The organism is Streptosporangium lutulentum (assembly GCF_030811455.1).
GTDB classification, from domain to species: domain Bacteria; phylum Actinomycetota; class Actinomycetes; order Streptosporangiales; family Streptosporangiaceae; genus Streptosporangium; species Streptosporangium lutulentum.
This window is the reverse complement of record NZ_JAUSQU010000001.1, coordinates 1803734-1818951: the sequence shown is the minus strand read 5'-3', so window position 1 is coordinate 1818951 and position 15218 is coordinate 1803734. Positions and strand designations below refer to the sequence as shown.

General features: G+C 68.4%; 11 protein-coding genes. 8 read left to right on the top strand and 3 right to left on the bottom strand.

Annotation, left to right across the window (positions count from 1 at the left end; genetic code table 11):
- The first annotated feature begins 131 nt into the window (after positions 1 to 131).
- Together J2853_RS07575 and J2853_RS07570 are read left to right on the top strand one after the other, a co-directional pair.
- Entirely contained in the window at positions 132 to 1190 is a 1059-nt protein-coding gene (locus J2853_RS07575) for an LLM class flavin-dependent oxidoreductase (protein ID WP_307556251.1), read from the top strand.
- Between the two features lie 130 nt (positions 1191 to 1320).
- Positions 1321 to 2280, top strand: coding sequence for an endonuclease/exonuclease/phosphatase family protein (locus J2853_RS07570; protein ID WP_307556250.1), 960 nt, complete (start codon positions 1321 to 1323; stop codon positions 2278 to 2280).
- On the opposite strand, the gene J2853_RS07565 is transcribed toward J2853_RS07570, so the two are convergent.
- Both J2853_RS07565 and J2853_RS07560 read right to left on the bottom strand, forming a co-directional pair.
- The gene (locus J2853_RS07565) at positions 2267 to 3313 is read right to left on the bottom strand and encodes an MFS transporter (protein ID WP_307568625.1); all 1047 of its coding nucleotides are present in this window, start codon (positions 3311 to 3313) and stop codon (positions 2267 to 2269) included. The two genes, J2853_RS07570 and J2853_RS07565, sit on opposite strands and share 14 nt — an antisense overlap.
- 439 nt (positions 3314 to 3752) lie before the next feature.
- Positions 3753 to 5402 (bottom strand): thiamine pyrophosphate-binding protein, encoded by a 1650-nt coding sequence (locus tag J2853_RS07560; protein ID WP_307556249.1) that lies wholly within the window; start codon positions 5400 to 5402, stop codon positions 3753 to 3755.
- A gap of 352 nt (positions 5403 to 5754) precedes the next feature.
- Between J2853_RS07560 and J2853_RS07555 the strand changes: the two genes are divergently transcribed.
- From J2853_RS07555 to J2853_RS07535, 5 genes are all read left to right on the top strand, one after another.
- Positions 5755 to 7314: an AMP-binding protein gene (locus J2853_RS07555; RefSeq protein ID WP_307556248.1), complete on the top strand. Its 1560-nt coding sequence runs from the start codon at positions 5755 to 5757 to the stop codon at positions 7312 to 7314.
- Between the two features lie 201 nt (positions 7315 to 7515).
- A complete protein-coding gene (locus tag J2853_RS07550) occupies positions 7516 to 7974 on the top strand; it encodes a group II truncated hemoglobin (protein WP_307556247.1) in 459 nt (152 codons plus the stop codon).
- 483 nt (positions 7975 to 8457) lie between these two features.
- The gene (locus J2853_RS07545; RefSeq protein WP_307556246.1) at positions 8458 to 10188 is read left to right on the top strand and encodes an ABC transporter ATP-binding protein; all 1731 of its coding nucleotides are present in this window, start codon (positions 8458 to 8460) and stop codon (positions 10186 to 10188) included.
- The gene (locus J2853_RS07540; protein WP_307556245.1) at positions 10185 to 12110 is read left to right on the top strand and encodes an ABC transporter ATP-binding protein; all 1926 of its coding nucleotides are present in this window, start codon (positions 10185 to 10187) and stop codon (positions 12108 to 12110) included. The genes J2853_RS07545 and J2853_RS07540 overlap by 4 nt, the downstream gene beginning before the upstream one ends.
- Before the next feature lie 273 nt (positions 12111 to 12383).
- The gene (locus J2853_RS07535; protein ID WP_307556244.1) at positions 12384 to 12977 is read left to right on the top strand and encodes a DUF305 domain-containing protein; all 594 of its coding nucleotides are present in this window, start codon (positions 12384 to 12386) and stop codon (positions 12975 to 12977) included.
- A gap of 43 nt (positions 12978 to 13020) precedes the next feature.
- Here J2853_RS07535 and J2853_RS07530 read toward each other — a convergent pair whose 3' ends face one another.
- Positions 13021 to 13962 carry a sulfite exporter TauE/SafE family protein gene (locus J2853_RS07530; protein WP_307556243.1) on the bottom strand — a complete coding sequence of 314 codons (942 nt, stop codon included), beginning with the start codon at positions 13960 to 13962 and terminating at the stop codon, positions 13021 to 13023.
- Positions 13963 to 14905: 943 nt separating this feature from the next.
- Here J2853_RS07530 and J2853_RS07525 point away from each other — a divergent pair.
- Positions 14906 to 15196, top strand: a complete 291-nt coding sequence (locus tag J2853_RS07525; RefSeq protein ID WP_307556242.1) for a hypothetical protein — start codon at positions 14906 to 14908, stop codon at positions 15194 to 15196.
- The last annotated feature ends 22 nt before the right edge of the window (positions 15197 to 15218 follow it).

Genomic DNA, 15218 nt, shown 5'->3' with positions numbered 1-15218 from the left:
CGATCAGCGTGCCGGGGGCGGGTCGGGCTCCGGTTCCCGAGGGCCGGGGCGGGAGCGAAGGCCGGGTGGCGGCCGTACCCATGACCTGGTCAACCGGAAATAAAGCTCCGCCTGGCCAGGTTGCCCTCTTCATGGCTGAAGACAACATCCGCGGCGTGATCCGCGGCTCCGCCGAGGTTCCTCTTTCGATCCTCGAACTAGCCGTGGTCGGTTCCGGAGTGACCCCCACCGAGACCCTGAGGGCGAGCACCGAGCTCGCCAGACGAGCGGAGGAGTGGGGATACCACCGGATCTGGGTGGCCGAGCACCACGGCATGCCCTCCGTGGCCAGCTCCTCCCCCGCGGTGCTGATCGCCCATCTGGCCGCCGCGACCGAGAGCATCCGGCTGGGGTCGGGCGGCGTGATGCTTCCCAACCACGCCCCGTTGATCATCGCCGAGCAGTTCGGCACCCTGCACGCGTTGCATCCCGGCCGCATCGACCTCGGACTCGGCCGGGCTCCGGGAACCGACCCCGCCACGACCCGGGCGCTGCGCAACCGGCACGGCCGGGACGCCGACGACTTCCCCGAGCAGCTGGCCGAGCTGACCGCCTTCCTGGACGGCGCGTTCCCCGCGGGCCATCCGCTGGAGCGGGTCGTCGCCACTCCCCGGTCGCCCGAGTCGGGGCGTCCGCCGATCTGGCTGCTCGGCTCCAGCGGCTTCAGCGCCCAGCTCGCCGGCATGCTCGGCCTGCCGTTCGCGTTCGCCCACCACTTCAGCGCGGCCAACACCGTTCCCGCGCTGGATCTGTACCGGTCGTCCTTCCAGCCTTCCAGCGTGCTCGACCGGCCGTACGCGATGATCGGTGTCTCGGCCGTCGCCGCGGACACCTCGGAGCAGGCGCTCCGCATGGCTCGCTCAGGCGGGCTCTCCATGCTCCGTCTGCGCCGGGGAGCCCCTCAGCCGGTTCCGACGCCGGAGGAGGCCGAGGCCTACCCGTACAGCCCGATGGAGGAGGACTTCCTCCGCGACTACCTGTCCAACGTGGTGTACGGCGACACCGCCGAGGTGCGGCAGGGGCTGGAGGAGCTGCGCAAGCGCACCGGGGCCGACGAGCTGATGATCACCACCATGGTCCACAGCCCCGCGGACCGCATCCGCTCCTACGAGCTGGTCGCCCAGGCCTACGACCTCGTTCCGCGTTCCTGACGGAGTGCCGCCGCCTCGGGGATCCAACGATCATCGCGTGCCACCCCTGAGGCTTCGCCCTTCGTATCTGCGCGGATAAACCCACCGATCTCCACCGAATCTGCACGGAAGATCGATACGCTCCCGGCTCATGATCAGGTCGAGATGGGTGAGCCTGCTGGTCTGGCCGGCGGTCGTGCCGTTCGCGGCGTGGGCCGTGATCAGGGGCGGCGGCTGGACTCCGGTGTGGCAGTGGGTCGCCCTGGTGGCGTTCACGCCGTACGTGGCGGCGGCCTCGGCCGTCCCCCTGCTCCTGGCCCTGGGGTTGCGTCGCTGGGGGGCGGCGGTCGTCGCCCTGGTCGCGAGCGTGGCCCTGGCGGTGACCGTACTCCCCCGGCACTTCGGCGACGGCGACCAGCCCGCCGCGGAGGGGCGGCTCCGGGTGCTCGCCGCGAACCTGGCCGTGGGCGCGGGCGACACCGAGTCCCTGATGAGGATCGTGCGGACTCTCGACCCGGACGTGCTGGCCCTCCAGGAGCTCACCCCGGCCGCACGCGGGCGCCTGGAGGCGGCCGGGCTGCGCGAGATCATGCCCCACGTCGTCGACCGGGCGGCCGACAGGGCGTCAGGCTCGGGCATCTACGCGAGGCATCCCCTCACGGAGAAGCCACTGATCACCCTGGGCGGGTTCCGGCAGGCACGAGGGGTGCTCAGGCATCCGAGCGGCCACGAGATCGAGATCGTCTCCGTCCACCCGTGCGCGCCGCGCCACGACGCCAGGGTGGCGTGCTGGTCCGAGGGGCTCCGGGCGCTGCCCAGAGCCGGCGGGCAACTGCGGGTGCTCGCCGGTGACTTCAACGCCACCCTCGACCACAGCCTGATGGGCGACCTGCTCGACAGCGGCTACCGCGACGCGGCCGACGTCACCGGGAACGGCCTGACGGCCACCTGGCCGGAGCGGAACTGGGAGTCCGTTCCCGGCGTGACGATCGATCACGTACTGGCCGACTCACGGATGGCGATCACAGGCTTCGGCGTCCACTCCCTGCCGGACACCGATCATCGCCCGATCTTCGCCGAGCTCGGCCTGCCCCGGTTCACGGGTCACTGAGATCGGCGCGGGTGACGGCCCTCCTCACGCGAAACCCGCCGAGGAGCAGGACAAGGGCGAGAACGGCGTACGGCACCGCGGAGACGGCGAAGATCTCGGCATGCCCGGCCGGCTCCGAGGCCGCCGCGTAGCCACCGTAGACGAGGATGGTACCCACATCGGTTCCCAGCCCGGCCAGCGAGGTCACGGTGGCGCGGGCCGGGCCCGTGATGCTCTGCTGCAACCGCACGTCGGCCAGCACGCTCGCCATCTGGAAGGCGCAGAACGCCGCCGCGATCGCGACGAATCCCGCCGCGAGCCCGCTGATCGCTCCCACGCCGAGCCCCAGTGCTCCGAACGCGAGGATCCCGGCGAGTGCCCGGTCCGTGAAGTGCCGTCCCGTCGCCACGAGCACGCCGCCGAGCGCGGTCCCGGCGGAGACAAGGAGCACCAGGAGCGGTACGACGTGCGCGGCGACGCCGGTACCGGCCGCGAGCAGGGGGATGTACTCCTCCAGCGACCCCCACAGGGCCGTCACCATCGCCACCAGCAACAACGCCCGCCGTATCGACCGGTCCGCCCGCACCTCCCGCAGCCCGTCCCTCAGGATCCCGGCGTAGCCGCCCTCCGACGCCTCCTCGTTCTCCTCTCGCGTCCGGTGCTCGGGAAAGGTCGTCGCGACCGCCGTGGCGAGCACGCACGCCAGTACGCTGGCGACACCGATCAGTGGATAGCCACCCAGGACGAACAGCGGAGCGGCCACCGCCATGGACGCCATGACGGCAACGGTGTCGATCGCGCGGGCACGGCCGATGACCGCGGCATAACGGCCGGCGGCACCCAGGCGATCGAGCTCGGTGTAGATCAGTGCCTCCGTCGCGCCCGACTGCAGCGCCCCCGAGATGCCCCACAGGACGAATCCCACGGCGAACACCCAGTAGGAGGGGGCGACGACCCACAGGGCGAAGGCCGCGGCGGCCAGCAGTGGCGCGAGGGCGAGCAGCCGGCGCCGCGAGACGGCATCCGCCCATACCCCGGAGGGGACCTCCGTCAGGATGGCGGTGACCGATCAGATCACCAGGAGTGAGGAGATCTCCGCGGTGGACAGGCCCGTTTCAACGAACAGCAGTACGTAGAACGGATAAAGCAGGATGAAGCTATCGAAAAAGCTGTAAGCGTAGAATGTCGCGGCCAGGCGCTTCGCGCGCGCGTCGGATGCATTGGGCGCGGAGAGAAAAGATACTCATGAGGTCCTTCTCGCAGGGGCTGTGCGGACTCGGGATGCTCGGCATCTCCGGGGGTCCGCGGCAGCGTGTCCCGCCTCGACCTCTGGTTGTGGATCAATGTCGCCAGGTCATGACGCCGACCCTACTAGCGGTCCGCCCGTCCTGTCATGCTCTTTTGCGGCGACAATCCGACTCCGTGATCGCCCGCACGCGGAGCGCGACATCGGCGGCGTCAACCGGCCACCCGAGGATCACGAGAGATCGAGGCTAGGTCACGTATTCGGTGAACGCGGCTGTCGTGGCTCGGGCGCGCCAGTCGGTGACGACGTTGACGAGCGCCGGCTGACCCGAGACGACCGCGGCCATGGCGCGATCCAGGGCCGGCCGGATATCGTCCGGCCTCTCGACGTATTCGCCGTACGCGCCGAACGCCTCCGCCATCTTGTCGAAGCGGGTGTATCCCAGCTCGCGCCCCGGGCGCTCCTTGGCGGGATCGCCCGTCCAGCCGCCGTTGAGGCTGATGACGACGAGGATCGGCAGGTCGTGCCGGACCGCGGTGTCGATTTCCATGGCGTTCATACCGAACGACCCGTCTCCGTGGAGCACGATGACCGGCTTGTCCGGACAGGCCACCTTGGCTCCCAGGCCGAACGGCAATCCCACGCCCATCGTTCCGAACGTTCCTGAGTTGAGTCGATGTCGCGCCCTGTAGGTCGGGATGACCTGCCGCCCGTAGTTGAGGATCTCCTGTCCGTCGACGCACAGGATGGTCTCGCGGTCCATGAAGTCGCGCAGTTCGCGGCAGAGCCGAAGCGGATGGATCGGCACGGCGTCGTCGGCGAGTTCACGTTCGTGTTCGGCGAGCTTGGAGCCGTTCAGCTCTCGCAACCGGTCGCGCCAGGCGGTGAAGCCGTCCGGGACGACCCGATCGCGGACGGCGTCCGTCAGCTGCGTCAGGGCGGTCCTCGCGTCGGCGACCACCCCCACGTCCAGCCGTCGAGGGCTGGTCGCGATCTCCTCGGCGCTGATGTCGATACGGGCGACCTTCGCGGTGGCGGCGAACCGCGGCGGGGAGGCGTGGCCGATGACGTAGTTCATGCGCGTCCCGACGACGAGGATCAGGTCCGCCTCGCGGAAGGCCGTGGAACGGGCCGCCGGGTAGCAGAGCTCATGATCTTCCGGGATCACGCCCCGGCCCTGCGGCGTCGTGAAGAACGGGATCCCGGCGGCCTCGACGAACGTCCGGAGCTCGGCCTCCGCCCCGGACCACAGGACACCCATGCCGGATACGACGACGGGCCTCTCCGCTCCCGCGATCAGGTCGGTGAGCGACCGGATCTCGGCGGGACCGGCGGCCGGGCGCGGTCTCCGGTCGGGGTCCCAGGGTTCGGGCCATGCGACCTTCTCCTCGTCGACCTCGGCGAACAGCACATCGCCCGGCAGATCGAGGTAGACGGGTCCGGGCTTTCCGCTCATCGCCTCGCGGATCGCATAGCCGAGAAGCTCGGGAATCCGTTCGGGACGGTGAACCCGGTCACTCCACTTGGTGCAGGGCGCGAGCATCGCCAGTTGGTCGATCTCCTGAAATGTCCCTTTGTGGCTCTGCGAGGCCGGTGAGGACCCGCCCAGCGCCACCACCGGCGTGCAGTCGACGAAGGCGTGCGCGATTCCGGTGATCAGGTTGGTCGTTCCGGGTCCGGAGGCCGCCATGCAGACCCCGGGGCGGTTGAGCAGTCTCGCGTAGGCGTGGGCGGCCATCGCCGCGGCCTGCTCGTGCCGTACGTCGACGCCCCGCAGGCCGAGTGCCAGGGCGGCGGACTCGACCGACAACATCGGCGCACCCATAATATAGAAGAAAGTGTCGACGCCTTGTTTATGCAATGCGCGCGCGACGAGATCAGAACCGGTCAATACCATTGATCCCAGCCCCCAACCGATCAACCCTTATATCCGGTCGTCCGCGGCCGGACCAGGCCTCCATGATACATTGGGCGATTAAGATCTTATTTGACGGCAGATGCTCGAACCTTATATCGACCGCCGATGCCGACCGGCCGGTCCGACGACCGGCCAATGCGTCGCAGGCCGATATAACGGTGCCGCTTCCTGCCTGTCCGGGCAGTGATCTCCTCCAATGACCCGTCACCGGATTCGCGTTCCTCTCGATCCCGGAAGGTAAAGGAACGGAAAGGTAAAACGGTTTCGGCGATACGATGTTTTTGCCCGCCAAAGAAACGCACGGGAGGAGATCCGAACACGGGAGGGTCGCATGAGCCGTCTTCTCAACGTCGGCGAGGTTCTCACCGCGAACGCCAGGTTCTTTCCGGAGAGACTCGGCGTCCGCGACCTGGAACGAGCGATGACCTTCTCCCGGTGGAACGCGCGTTCCTGCCGGCTCGCCAATGCGCTTCTCGGACTCGGCCTGCGGAAAGGCGACCGGCTGGCGGTCCTCGCCTACAACTGCCTGGAATGGGCGGAGATCTACGCCGCGACCGCCAAGGCGGGCCTGGTGGCCGTTCCCGTCAACTTCCGCCTGCTCGGACCGGAGATCCGCTACATCGTCGAGAACTGCGAGGCCGGTGCCCTCATCGTCCAGGACGAGCTCGTGGGCTCGATCGAGGAGATCCGGCCCGAGCTTTCGATCGCGCCCCGGAACTACATTCGTTTCGGCCGGAGCGAGTGCCCTCCGGGCTACCGGGACTACGAGGGATTCCTCGCCGAGGCCCGGGAGAGCGAGCCGTGCGTTCCGGTGCGTCCCGAAGACCCGTGGACGCTCATGTACACCTCAGGCACGACGGGAAATCCCAAGGGCGCCATTCGCAGCCACCGGGGCAGCGCCCTGCTGTCCTTCACGACGGAAATCGAGATGGGCATCCACAGAAATGACGACGCGCTGCTCGTGATGCCGATGTTCCACGCGAACTCGCTCTTTTTCTTCAGCGCTTTCACCTATTGCGGGGCGGCCTGCTCGATTTACAGCAGAAACAGCTTCGACCCGGAGCACCTGGTGCGGACCCTCGCCGAGAAAGGCTCGACCTTCACGTCACTCGTGCCGACGCACTACATAATGATGCTCGGCCTTTCCCCGTCCGTCCGCCGGAAGTACAACGTCGACGGGGTCGGTAAACTGATGATCTCTTCGGCGCCCGCGTCCCGCGAGACGAAGCTCGAGACCATGGAGTTCTTCAGGAGATCCGGCCTGTTCGAGCTCTACGGGTCGACGGAGGCGGGAATCGTGACGATGCTCCACCCCGACGAGCAGTTCGCCAAACTCGGCTCGGTCGGCCGCGAATGCGTCGGCTCCGCACCTGTCAGATTGCTCGACCGTGACGGCGAGGAGGTCGCCGACGGCGACGTCGGTGAGCTGTACTCGTGCAATCCCCACACCTTCGACGGCTACTGGCGACTGCCGGAGAAGACGAGGGAGGCGTTCAGGGGCGAGTACTGCACGGTCGGCGACATGGCCCGTCGCGACGCGGACGGATACATCCATCTCGTCGACCGCAAGAGCAACATGATCATCTCCGGTGGGGAGAACATCTATCCCTCCGAGGTGGAGGCCCTGCTCCGCTCCAATCCGAAGGTGAAGGATGTGGCGGTTATCGGCGCCCCCGACCGGAAATGGGGGGAGCGCGTGCACGCGGTCGTCATCCTGCGCGACGGGGTCTCCTCCTCGCCCGACGAACTGCTGGGCTGGTGCAAGAACCGCATCGCCGGATACAAACGGCCCCGATCGCTTTCGATCATCCGCGAGGAGGAGATGCCGCGGACCGCGACGGGCAAGGTCCTGCATCGCGAACTGAAGGCCAGGCATGCGGCCTCGGCCTGACGGCCGGGGTCCCGCCCCACCGCGAACGTGATCGCGTCGCGCCCTGGAGTTCGACGGCCTCTCCCCCCGGAACGAACGGGCTCGTATTCGGGCGGGAGAAGAGATAACCGAAATATCGATATACGACTAGAACAGCCACTACAGCTCGATATATTGTCGTTTTTCAGATCATTATTTAATGTGGCGTGTAATGATGTAAAGATGATCACTCTCTTTGAACACGCCGGTGGACTCAAGGGCCTTCGCCGATTCAACGGGATCTTCTACAGCAGCGTCCTGTCCGATCCGCTGCTCCAGCCGCTCTTCGGCGAAGGACGCCCGCATCACGTCGAGCACCTGACGGCCTTCACCGCCGAGACCTTCGGCGGCCCCAAGACCTTCAGCGATGAGATGGGCGGATTCCTGGAACTGATCGCGGTACACCGCGGCCTGAAGATCACCGAAGAGCAGCGCCTGCGGTTCGTCGACCTGTACATGGCGGCGGCCGACGAGGCGGGACTGCCCGGCGACGCGCCCTTCCGGGAGGCGCTGCGCTCCCACGTGGAGTTCGGCACGCAGGTGGCCGTGCAGAACTCCCATGCCGAGACCGACGCCCAGTTGCACCCCCTGCGCGAGGTTCCGCACTGGGACTGGCCCGAGCCCCGCGCCGATCACACGTGACCGAGCCCTCGCCCCTCCGCCGGCTCATGCCTGACGCGTGCCGTTCGTCACACGCGTCAGGCGTGAGCCGGACATGCGTGAGGCGAAGAGGGCCCGTGCGGGAGGAATGCTCGCAACCGTCACATTCCTTCGCGGAGAGCCCCAGAAGCCCCGGAGAAAAAGACCAGGTCACAGGGATGTCTGCCCTGGCGGTTACAGGATGACCGCCTCGGAAGAAGTTGTCAGCACCGTATCCGGACACGGACACTGAGTAGTCGCCCGCATCGCGGGTGACGGTGATCCGGCGGGGCGTCAAGCAGGAGCGGGCGCGGAAAACCAGTTGACGGGGGATCTAACCTTAGCGGGCCCTTCGTCCCGAAAGGCGATCACCTCAACTGGAGACCGTGAGGAGCGTGCTGCCTGCTGATGCCCCCTGATACCGCAGCCTCTGACCAAAAACCCGAAACCCCGCAGCCTCACCCGTCCGGCCCGCACCGCAGCAGAATGAACTCGCTGTGGCGGATGAAGTCCTACCTACGCCCCTACGCCCTCCGCCTGTCCCTCATCTGGCTGCCGTCCCTCGGCGCGGTGGGGATCGGCATCGTCGTCCCGCTGGTCGGCAGGGAGATCATCGACGGCCCCGTCGCCCACGGCGACACCGGGGCACTCCTCCCCCTCGCGTTACTCGCCCTGGCACTGGGCGTGCTGGAGGCGTTCTTCATCCTCCTGCGGCGGTGGTTCCTGGCCGATGCCGTCCTCGGCCTGGAGACCAGTATCCGCGACGACCTCTACGAGCATCTGCAGCGGCTGCCGATGGGCTTCCACGGCTCCTGGCAGTCAGGCCAGTTGCTGTCCCGCGCGACGACCGACCTGTCGACGATCCGGCGGTTCCTCGGTTTCGGCCTGCTCTTCCTCGTCCTGATCACCTTGCAGATCGCCACGGTGACCTGGCTGCTGCTGCAGATGTACTGGCCGCTCGGCCTGCTGGTGGTCGCCTCGGTGGTGCCGGTCGTGATCACCTCGCTGCGCTTCGAGCGCCAGTACATCACGATCTCCCGCCGGGTCCAGGACCAGCAGGGCGATCTCGCCACCGTCGTCGAGGAGTCCGCGGCCGGGATCCGCACGATCAAGGCCTACGGCCGCCGCCGGTACGTCTTCGACGACTTCGACGACGGAGCCCTCAAGGTCTACGGGACCTCGATGGAGAAGGTGCGGCTGTCCGCCAGGTTCTTCACCTTCCTTGAGGTGATCCCGAACATCACCCTCGCGCTCGTCCTGCTGCTCGGCGCCCTCGCCGTCGGCTCCGGCTCGCTGACGGCGGGCTCGCTGGTGGCCTTCACCACGCTGATGTTGCAGCTGGTCTGGCCCATCTCGGCCCTCGGTTTCATCCTGACGATGGGCCAGGAGGCGATGACCGCGGCGGACCGGGTGATGGAGGTGCTCGACACCGAACCGGAGATCGTCGGGGGCACGAAGGTGATCGAGCGTCCGCGCGGCCATCTTCGTTTCGAGGGGGCGGAGTTCCGCTTCCCCGGCGCGGCCGAGCCGGTGCTCCACGACGTCTGGCTGGAGGTCCGGCCGGGAGAGACGGTGGCGATCGTCGGCGCGACGGGATCGGGCAAGACCACGTTGACCGCCCTCGTGCCCCGGCTGTACGACGTCAGCGCGGGCCGGGTCACGATCGACGGGCACGACGTCCGGGATCTGTCGCTGCCCGCGCTCCGCTCGATGGTCTCCACCGCCTTCGAGGAGCCGACCCTGTTCTCGATGAGCGTCAGGGAGAACCTCACGCTCGGACGGCACGACGCCACCGAGGAGGAGATCGCGGAGGCGCTGCGGGTCGCCCAGGCCGGGTTCGTCCATCAGCTGCCGTGGGGCCTGGAGACCAGGATCGGCGAGCAGGGCATGTCCCTGTCCGGTGGCCAGCGCCAGCGCCTCGCGCTGGCCCGCGCGGTCCTCAGCCGGCCCCGGATCCTCGTGCTGGACGACACCCTGTCCGCCCTGGACGTCGAGACCGAGGCCCTGGTGGAGGAGGCGCTGCGGCACGTGCTGCGCGACGCCACCGGGATCGTCGTCGCGCACCGGGCGTCCACCGTACTGCTCGCCGACAAGGTGGCCCTGCTGCTGGACGGCACGATCGCACACGTCGGCCACCACCACGAACTGATGGCGAGCGTGCCGGAGTACCGGGCGCTGCTCTCCACCGACCTGGACGCCGAGGAGGCCGTGCGATGAGCCAGACCGAAACGGAGACCGGGACCGGGACCGGGACCGGGGCCACGGCCGGGGCCGAGGTCAGGCCCGGGGCCGAGACCGAGAACGGCGAGCGGGACTGGCGCGGCGTCGCCGCGGAGGACCAGGACGATCTGTCCGAGCAGGTGTCCTTCCTGCTCCGCAACCGCTCCAGGCGGTTGCTCGGCGACCTGCTGCGCCCGTACCGCAAGAAGATCATCCTGCTCGTCACGGTCATCGTGATCTGCAATGTCGCCGCGCTCTCCATCCCCTACCTGATCAAGGTGGGCATCGACTCGGGCATTCCTCCGATGATCGCGGGCGAGGGCTCGGCCACGCTGGTGACGGTCGTCGCGGTGGTCCTGGCGGCGGCGATCACCCAGGCCGTGACCCGGCTGGTGTTCCTCAGGATGGCCGGCCGCATCGGGCAGAACATCCTGCTGGAGCTACGGCGCCGGGTCTTCGACCACTTCCAGAAGCTGTCACTGTCCTTCCACGACAACTACACCTCGGGCCGGGTCGTCTCCCGGCTCACCTCCGACATCGACGCGATCTCCGAGATGCTGCAGTCGGGCTTCGACGGTCTCGTCACGGCCGTGCTGACCCTGATCGGCACCGCGGTCCTGCTGCTCGTCCTGGATGTTCCCCTCGGCCTGGTCTCCCTGCTGCCGCTGCCGATCCTGCTGCTGTTCACCCGCTGGTTCCGGCGGCAGTCGAGCATCATCTACCGCAGGACCCGCGAGACCGTGGCCCTGGTGATCGTCCACTTCGTGGAGTCGATGACCGGCATGCGCGCGGTCCAGGCGTTCCGCAGGGAACCGCGCAACCAGGCGATCTTCTCCGAGCTGAACACCGACTACCGGGACGCCAACAAGCAGAGCATGCAACTGATCGCGGTCTTCATGCCGGGTGTCAAGCTGATCGGGAACGTCACGATCGCGGCCGTCCTGTTCTACGGCGGGTGGCGGGCGATCGACGGTGACGTCACGGTCGGCGTGCTCGCCGCGTTCCTGCTCTACCTGCGCCAGTTCTACGAGCCGATGCAGGAGATCAGTCAGTTCTACAACACCTTCCAGTCGGCCGGGGCCGCGCTGGAGAAGCTCTCCGGCGTACTGGAGGAGAGCCCGGAGGTCGCCGAACCTCGCGATCCCGTGGCGTTGGAGCGGCCACGCGGGGAGGTCAGGTTCGAGGAGGTCGAGTTCTCCTACCTGGACGGCACCCCCGTGCTGCCCCGGATGGAGCTGACGATCCCGGCGGGGCAGACCGTGGCGCTGGTCGGCACCACCGGGGCCGGCAAGACCACGCTGGCGAAGCTGGTCGCCAGGTTCTACGACCCGGTGGCCGGCCGGGTGCTGCTGGACGGCCACGACCTGCGTGATCTCGGCGAGGACTCGCTGCGCGGCGCGGTGGTGCTGGTGACACAGGAGAACTACCTGTTCACCGGCTCGGTCGCCGACAACATCAGGTTCGGCCGGCCCGGCGCCACCATGGCCGAGGTGGTCGAGGCCGCCCGGTCCATCGGCGCCCACGACTTCGTCTCGGCCCTTCCCGAGGGGTACGACACCTCCGTCGGCAAGCACGGCGGCCGGTTGTCGGCGGGACAGCGGCAGCTCGTGGCGTTCGCCAGGGCCTTCCTCGCCGATCCCGCGATCCTGATCCTCGACGAGGCGACCTCCAGCCTGGACGTCTCCAGCGAGCGGCTGGTCCAGCGGGCGATGCAGACCATCCTCGCGGACCGGACCGCTCTGATCATCGCTCACCGGCTGTCGACCGTCGAGATCGCCGACCGGGTGCTCGTGATGGACGGCGGCAGGATCGTGGAGGACGGCCCGCCCGACCTGCTCATCGCGGAGGCCGGCCGCTTCGCCGGCCTGCACCGCGCCTGGCTGGACAGCATCTCCGACCACCGGGAGCTGCCCGGTTAGTACGGGCGGCCGAAGACGCGGGCCTCGCGCCGGCGGCGGGTGCGGCCGGACCCCTGGCTCGGTGAACCGGAAGGGGAATCGTCCGGGCCGGCGGCACCCGAGCCGGAGGCGTCGGGTTCGAGGTGCGTCGGGTTCGAGGTGCGTCTGAGGAGAAATGCGCACTCGGTCACGTTCTCCGGCGATCGGTGAACTCCCCCCGCGAGGCGCCCGTATCTCCCGGTGGAACGACACGAACAGTCCTTCCCCGGTCGGAGAAAAGGGACGGTCATCCTCATGAGCACCCGGCGATCACACAGGCACCGCTCTCTGGCCGTCATCGTGTCGATGTCCACCACGCTGATCGCCGGGTGCTCGGCGGCGGCCGGAGAGTCCCCGCCTCCGGCGGGCGCGGCGGCCGTCGTGGCCGGTGCTCCCACCCGGACCGACGCGGACGTGCGTTTCTCCCAGGAGATGATCTCCCATCACCGGCAGACGATCCAGCTCGCCGAACTGGCGGCCGACCGGAGCACCGATACGTATGTGCGCGAACTGGCGGAGAAGATCAAGCAGAGCGAGTCGGCCGACATCGAGCTCATGTCCGGCTGGCTCCGGTCCTGGAAGGTCGAGGTCCCGGCGGGGAACGACCATGCCGCACACGAGATGCCGGGCATGCTCTCCGCCACGCAGATCTCCTCGCTGAAGAGAAGGTCCGGCTCGGACTTCGACACGTTGTGGCTGGGCGTGCTGGGCAAGCACCTCGGCAGCGGCGTCCAGATGGCGGAGATCGTGGTCGCCCTGGGGCAGCACGGGCCGACCGGTGACCTCGCGAGAAAGATGGCCGCCGAACAGCGCGCGCGGATCTCGGAGATCACCGAACGGCTCGCGTGAGCCGGCGAGCCGCTCCGCCTCGGCCCGCCGGCTCACCGCCGGTTCAACGAGGGGTGCCCGCGACCCCCTCCGCGACCTGACCGTTCTCCGGCGCCTCGATCGCCTCGACCGACTCGTTGTCGCGGTCACGGCGGTATTCACGGAGCGAGTAGGCGATGGCCGCCACCCAGATGACGACGATGGTGATGTAGGCGGCGGTCTGAACGCCACCGGAGGCGCCGATCAGGTCGCTGCGCAGCAGGGTGCGCACGTTGGTGAGGATGATCACGCCGCCGACGGCGGAGCCCAGGATGCGCGGCGGGATGTGCCGGACGAGCCAGGCCGCGATGGGGGCGGCGATGACACCGCCGAGCAGCAGGACGGCGACCCAGGCGAAGTCGATGTTCTGCGAGCCGATCCCGACGAGGAAGCCGATGCTCGCCGCGATGGCGACGAGGAACTCACTGGCGTCGATGGAGCCGATGACCTTGCGCGGTGCCAGGCGTCCGCTGGCGAGGATGGCCGGGGTGCCGACCGGCCCCCACCCGCCGCCGCCGGTGGCGTCGACGAAGCCCGCGACCAGGCCGAGCGGTCCGAGAAAGCGCTTGCGCAACGGCTTGCCCAGGTTGCCGCGCGGCAGGCCGAAGGCGGTGAAGCGGACCAGGACGTAGATCCCCAGCGCGAGCAGGATGATCGACATGATCGGGGCGGCGACCTCGGTGGAGAGGCTGGACAGGAAGGTCGCCCCCGCGAACGCGCCGACGGCCCCGGGGATGCCGATCTTGGCGACGACCTTCCAGTCGATGTTGTCGAAGCGCCAATGGGAGATGCCGGAGGCGAGGGTGGTGCCGATCTCGGCGAGGTGGACGGTAGCCGACGCGGCGGCGGGGTTGGTGCCGACGGCCAGCAGCAGGGTCGTCGAGGTGACGCCGTATGCCATGCCCAGGCTGCCGTCGACGAGCTGCGCCGCGAAACCGACGAGGCCCAAGATGATGAGTGCGCGCAAGGCTGCCTCCTTCCCGTTTTTCCTACTACACTGATAGGAATTACCCTAAATTAGGGTCGCGGAATCATCAAGCCGGATTCCAGGTAGGCGATTTCGGGTATTGGGCCGCTCGTCGTCGCGATTCGCCGCCTGTCGCCACATTCCCCGCCGCCCGCCTCGGTCAATTGAGACGCCCGCGCCCGGGCACACCGGCGGCGCCCCGCCCTCGACGGCGACGGCGCGATCCGCTTCCACGGCTCGGCGAAAACGATCAGAAGCGGCCGTTCGCCCCTCCCCCTACAGCGGGCAGATCTCCCACGCCGTGGGCAGGCGCCTCGTACGGCGGGCAGGGCGCGCACCTCCGAGAGCAGGGCATCCTGCACGGAGGGCAGCAGGGCACGCCCTTCCGCCGGGACCTCTTGACCGCTCCGTTCGGGCCCTCGGTCGCCGGCCTCACCCCGAGGTCGGAGCTTCTCGGAAACGACGATCCGCCCGCCATCGCAGGCGACAACAGTACGGGAGAGCGCTCTCCACAGAGAGTGGACCCGCACATCGGGAGCTGTCAAGCCTCACCCCCGGCCAAACCCGAATCCGCTGTTCACGCGGGAGAAACGAGATCATGGGAAGGGCAGGGCGAGAGCAGGGGTCTTCGCTCTCCACGGGCACCGTCCGCCGGGTGACCCGGCGTCCAGAGAGCGCTCCCCGACCCCCAATCCTCCCCCATTTCGTACACCTGGTGGTTACACGCCGATAACAAGACGGAAAAAAACGCCCTTTAGGGGATTTAATCCCTTCCAGGAGGACTGTGAGCCTTGAAACAGTTCGGGGAGGCTTGACAGCCCCTGATGGACGGGGGCACTCTCCATCTGGAGAGCGCTCTCCCATCCTGCCGCCATGCTTCATGGCAGAGACCTTCTCGTTACAAGCTCTACGCCAGACATTCCCCCGTTACAAGGAAGAGGCCGTGCATCCATCCCGAAGCCCCGGCAGGCGCCCCCCGGGGCCGCTCGTCGCGAACCCGGCCGCGGTGTCCGCGTCCGGTCCCGCGACCGCCGGCTCGGCCCTGGCCGCCACCCGCCCTCCCCCGGCGGGCGGGCGAGCGACGGCGGGCGGGCACGCGACGGCCTCCTCCGAAGACGCCGCCCGCAGTCCGGCCTCCTCCTCCGAAGACGACGTCACCGCCACCCACCGGACCGGCGCCTTCGGCGATCCTCGTCCGAGGCGACCGTCGACCACCTCGTGCAGGCACCCCTGATGATCACCGAGGTCCGAAGCCT